The following is a 4,303-nucleotide window of genomic DNA, read 5'->3' as shown; positions in this document are numbered from 1 at the left end:
AAACAAAGCGCAAACCCATACCGCCGCCCATGGCGATGTGACCATACAAGCGCATCAAAGTGAGATGCGCCTCGATAGCGAGCAAGTCCTACGCATTCATAGCCGAGATAATATTGAGATCATCGCCCCTGATACGCTCACCCTAAAAGCAGCAGGGAGCGGTATTGAGCTATCAGGGGGCAATGTGACGTTTATTACGCCTGCTCAGGTGGGATATAAGGCGAGTAAGGTGGTTTGGGGCAGTGGGGGTGGGAGTAATCGAGACGTAAAACTAAAAAAAACCAATATGAAAAAAGAAGATATGGAAATTCAATATGTGGATGCCTATGGTAATTATCCAAAAAATGAAACTATACGAATTCGGTTAAATGATGAGGGAATAATTACAAAAGCACTAGATGATAATGGGAAAACTATTATTGAAGCTGCACCCTACGGTTCTATAATTGCAAAACAGACAAGACATAAATAAAAGGTGCTATTATGAGCAATACTCAAACTACATATATTGATTTGCCTGGCGAAAATGTCGTAACAAATCGTCAAAAATCCAAGTTAAAAGTAATATTGAGGAACCATCGCGACATTATCCTAGATATAGATACTGGAAGTGGAGGAAAACTAACTGCACAATGTGATTCACTAGAAGGAATTTTACCGAAAGATAGTAAGTTTGACAGGAAAACTAGTTTCTACTCTAGAGATAATGAGCGGATAATCAATAGAGGTAAAGCGTTGATTTTTAAAGATGGGAATTCGCAACACTTGTATGTATCAAGAGAATTTGAAGGTGTTTTGACTATAGTCAGTCTAGAATAAAAGAGATACAACCCATATCATGAAACAGCTTAGGTAGATTATTCTCCATCCAGCCTTGACGTAGAAATTTTGCCTGTGCCCACTTCTTTTCAATGGGATTTAGATCAGGGCTGTAGGGTGGCAACCAAAGAATACGATGGCCATGTCTGTTCAGTAGTTTTTGAATGCGTTTGCTCTTATGAAATTTGGCGTTATCCATCACAATCACGCATTTTGTTTTAAGACTTGGGATTAGCGTGTGTTTGCACCAGTTGTAGAATATGCTGCTGTTAATGTTGAGATTAAAGTAATCCAGTGCAAACAGCATTTTGTTATACAGAGCGCCGATAACGTTGGTTCGCTTTTTACCTTGCCAGTTGTAGCTGTCGATACAGGGTTTACCTATCGGTGCATAGCCATGAGAACGAATGGTTTCAGCCTCAAAGCCGCTTTCATCCATGTACACAATGGGATAGCCTTGCTGAATAAAACTATTGAGCTTACTCTGATACGCTGCTCTTTTTATTGGACGAGCCTTTCCTAAAAAGTGTGTAACTGCTTATAATCCACTAACAGGAGAATAAGCAATGACTAACCAAACTGACATCAAGAAACTGGCTGAGCAAATGGCTGGTAGCATGAAAAGCTTCGATGACATCAAAGACTTTCAAAAGCAGCTCATGCAATCCTTTATCGACACTGCCCTTGAAGCTGAGATGGAAGACCATCTCGGCTATCCTAAGCATGAGAAAGCAGACAAGCCCAATAAGCGCAACGGCCACACTAAAAAGACCGTCCGCAGTGACACAGGCGATCTTGAGATATCCACCCCAAGAGACCGTGATAGCAGCTTTGAGCCTGTACTCGTCAGTAAGCATCAAACTCGTATCTCAGGCCTTGATGACAAGATCATATTCCTTTACGCCAAGGGTCAAACCACCACCGAGATTGTAGAGAGCATTAAAGAGCTCTACGATGTCGACATCTCAAGCTCTCTTGTCTCAAGAGTCACCGATAACATATTAGAGGACATCACCGCTTGGCAGAACAGACCGCTGAGCAGTGTTTATCCTATCGTCTATTTGGACTGTATTGTCGTTAAAGTACGCCAAGATAAACAGATTATCAACAAGGCTATCTATCTGGCGCTAGGTGTTGCTCTTAACGGTAAAAAAGAGCTGCTTGGCATGTGGCTATCAGAGAACGAGGGCGCTAAATTCTGGCTTGGTGTTCTCACTGAGCTACAAAACCGCGGGGTTCAAGATATCCTCATTGCCTGTGTCGATGGTTTAAAGGGCTTCCCTGATGCCATCAATACCGTTTATCCCAACGCTCAGGTTCAGCTGTGTATCGTACACATGGTGCGTTACTCCATGAAGTTTGTGCCATGGACGGATAAGAAGGCCGTAGCGGCTGATTTAAAGGCCATCTATGGCGCTGATACGCTTGAGATAGCAGAGGCCAATCTTGAGCACTTTGATGAGGTGTGGGGTGAAAGTTATCCGCACGTGGTTAAGTCTTGGCGTAATAACTGGGAGGGCTTAACGGTGTTCTTTGAGTATCCGAAAGACATCAGAAAAGTGATTTATACCACCAATGCGATAGAGTCGCTAAACAGTGTGATTCGGACGGCGGTGAATAAGCGTAAGGTGTTCCCCTCTGATCAGGCAGCATTCAAAGTGGTGTACTTAGCCACCCAGCAAGCATCCAAAAAATGGTCGATGCCAATTCGTAACTGGACGTCTGCTTTAAATCGCTTTATGATTATGTTTGATGATCGTATCAGCAAGCATTTAATCTAAATGGCAGTTACACAGAATTCGGGATGGTCTCTATTGGACACGCTTTTGGATGCTCTAAGGTCTTTTTTTTGACTGATACCAAGGCGCTTTAGGGCAATATCAATGCCTGACTTGCTACAGCCTAAACGTTGAGCTCGCTCGTACATGTAATCGTCTGGATACTGCGCGACGTCTTTGAGAAGTGCTTCATTTGGTATTTTACTGGGTGGCTTATCCCGAGTTTGTTTGATACTTGGATTTTTCAGCCAACGCTGTAAAGTAGTTTTGCTGATGTCATAGAAAACACAAGCTTGACGAATGCTCATGTCTTTGTCTTTGACGCTTTTTATAACTTGCGTTCGAAAGTCTGCTGAGTAAGTCATAATGATTATATCTTTCTCTTTATTTTAAAAGCATTGTATCTTATTTATAAAAGACTGACTATATATACAAAGGAAGAAAAATCGTTATAAGGATTCCTGTTAAAAAGTTTGATAATACTTCATTCAGTAACGATCCCTTAGAAAAGCCAGCGCCAATTCTGATAAGAATAAATAAAAATAGTGGATTAAGCATACGTGACTGGTCAAATGGTACAGATCGTTCACATGCATATATAAGTCAAATATTCGATACTAGTAACCTAGTCAAAGATATTAGAGCAGATAAAAGTATGACAGGTTGGGAGGACTATGGTAAAGGAAGTCTTATGATTCCAACTATAGAAATACTTACACCAAATGATATACAGAACATTCCAGAAGATATCTGGAAACATTTAGGTGAAGGTAATAAATCTGTATTAAGTGCGGATGTTGATCAATATGGAATCATAACTCAAAACTTGCTTTATAATCAAATTGGGGCATCGGTTGCTTTTACAGCTGATAATTGGAAATGGTTGAAGGAAACTATAAAAAAGAAAAAAAAGGGAGGTTTTGAAATTGTGAAGGTGCACTTCAAACGGGGCACAGTAAAATCAGGTGAAAGGAGACTTTATGCATATTTTTCTGGATATACTAAAAGTAATAACTACTTTAAAACAGGTGTAAGACAACTCTCAAGTAATCCAGTTGTCATGCCTTTTACATCAGGAGCAGGATCAGTATCGGGTATAAAGCAAGCTCTTAAACAAAATTTATCAGGTACCTTTAAGAACAATGCACTAGTATATTTCGTACTAAGTTCTGCAATATCTTTAGCAGAGTGGAAAGCAGATCAGAGTGCTGATGGCTACGACTTAGCTGGAGCTCTTATTTCCAATATCATTAAAGCTATAATAATATCAGCAGCTGTCACTATTCTTGCTGGTACGTTAGTAGCTGTAATTGCCGCCATAGTAGCAGGGGGGTCTGCAGTAGCAATACCAGCAATCGTTATAGGTGCAATATAGGTAGGTTTAGGTATTCTAGTAGGATTAGCAGTAGAATATTTCGAGAAGAAATTGACTAATGGAAAAGGGATTAGTAGTTTTATGAGTGTTATGTTGAGAAATATTGGCGAATGGTTAAAAGATACTTTCAAAGAATTGAATACAAAAAGTAATCACTCATACGAAAAATTTGATTACGATTTTTGTAGGGCGTGCTAGAATTATGATAAGTCAAAAGTATGAAAGAATATCCGCAATCAACGAAATATACTCTAAAACTATAATTGGTCTAGGCGTGCTTATAGCTATCATTGGATATATGATTCATGGTATATATAATGTTAGTATATAT

General features: G+C 39.8%; 6 protein-coding genes. 4 read left to right on the top strand and 2 right to left on the bottom strand.

The window, feature by feature from the left end; all coding sequences use genetic code 11:
- The coding region (locus tag CAP50_RS07465) for a DUF2345 domain-containing protein (protein ID WP_153045434.1) at positions 1–472 on the top strand (472 nt) is incomplete at its 5' end.
- 11 nt (positions 473–483) lie between these two features.
- Complete coding sequence (locus CAP50_RS07460) at positions 484–819, top strand: hypothetical protein (RefSeq protein ID WP_100749579.1); 336 nt, start codon at positions 484–486, stop codon at positions 817–819.
- On the opposite strand, the gene CAP50_RS07455 is transcribed toward CAP50_RS07460, so the two are convergent.
- A complete protein-coding gene (locus CAP50_RS07455) occupies positions 806–1,285 on the bottom strand; it encodes an IS630 family transposase (RefSeq protein ID WP_274539910.1) in 480 nt (159 codons plus the stop codon). The two genes, CAP50_RS07460 and CAP50_RS07455, sit on opposite strands and share 14 nt — an antisense overlap.
- A 100-nt stretch (positions 1,286–1,385) precedes the next feature.
- Between CAP50_RS07455 and CAP50_RS07450 the strand changes: the two genes are divergently transcribed.
- Complete coding sequence (locus tag CAP50_RS07450; protein WP_100749578.1) at positions 1,386–2,600, top strand: IS256 family transposase; 1,215 nt, start codon at positions 1,386–1,388, stop codon at positions 2,598–2,600.
- Here CAP50_RS07450 and CAP50_RS07445 read toward each other — a convergent pair.
- Positions 2,597–2,962 carry an IS630 transposase-related protein gene (locus tag CAP50_RS07445; protein WP_100749577.1) on the bottom strand — a complete coding sequence of 122 codons (366 nt, stop codon included), beginning with the start codon at positions 2,960–2,962 and terminating at the stop codon, positions 2,597–2,599. The two genes, CAP50_RS07450 and CAP50_RS07445, sit on opposite strands and share 4 nt — an antisense overlap.
- 326 nt (positions 2,963–3,288) lie before the next feature.
- Between CAP50_RS07445 and CAP50_RS07440 the strand changes: the two genes are divergently transcribed.
- A complete protein-coding gene (locus CAP50_RS07440) occupies positions 3,289–3,972 on the top strand; it encodes a hypothetical protein (protein ID WP_100749576.1) in 684 nt (227 codons plus the stop codon).
- Positions 3,973–4,303: the final 331 nt, after the last annotated feature.

The organism is Psychrobacter sp. L7 (assembly GCF_002810365.1).
In the GTDB taxonomy this organism is placed as follows: domain Bacteria; phylum Pseudomonadota; class Gammaproteobacteria; order Pseudomonadales; family Moraxellaceae; genus Psychrobacter; species Psychrobacter celer.
This window is presented reverse-complemented; position numbering and strand designations above follow the sequence as displayed.

Excerpts from the sequence above, each read along its gene's own strand:
- CAP50_RS07460 (WP_100749579.1), top strand. The coding sequence starts at position 484 with ATGAGCAATACTCAAACTACATATATTGATTTGCCTGGCGAAAATGTC.
- CAP50_RS07450 (WP_100749578.1), top strand. The coding sequence starts at position 1,386 with ATGACTAACCAAACTGACATCAAGAAACTGGCTGAGCAAATGGCTGGT.
- CAP50_RS07445 (WP_100749577.1), bottom strand. The coding sequence starts at position 2,962 with ATGACTTACTCAGCAGACTTTCGAACGCAAGTTATAAAAAGCGTCAAA.
- CAP50_RS07440 (WP_100749576.1), top strand. The coding sequence starts at position 3,289 with ATGATTCCAACTATAGAAATACTTACACCAAATGATATACAGAACATT.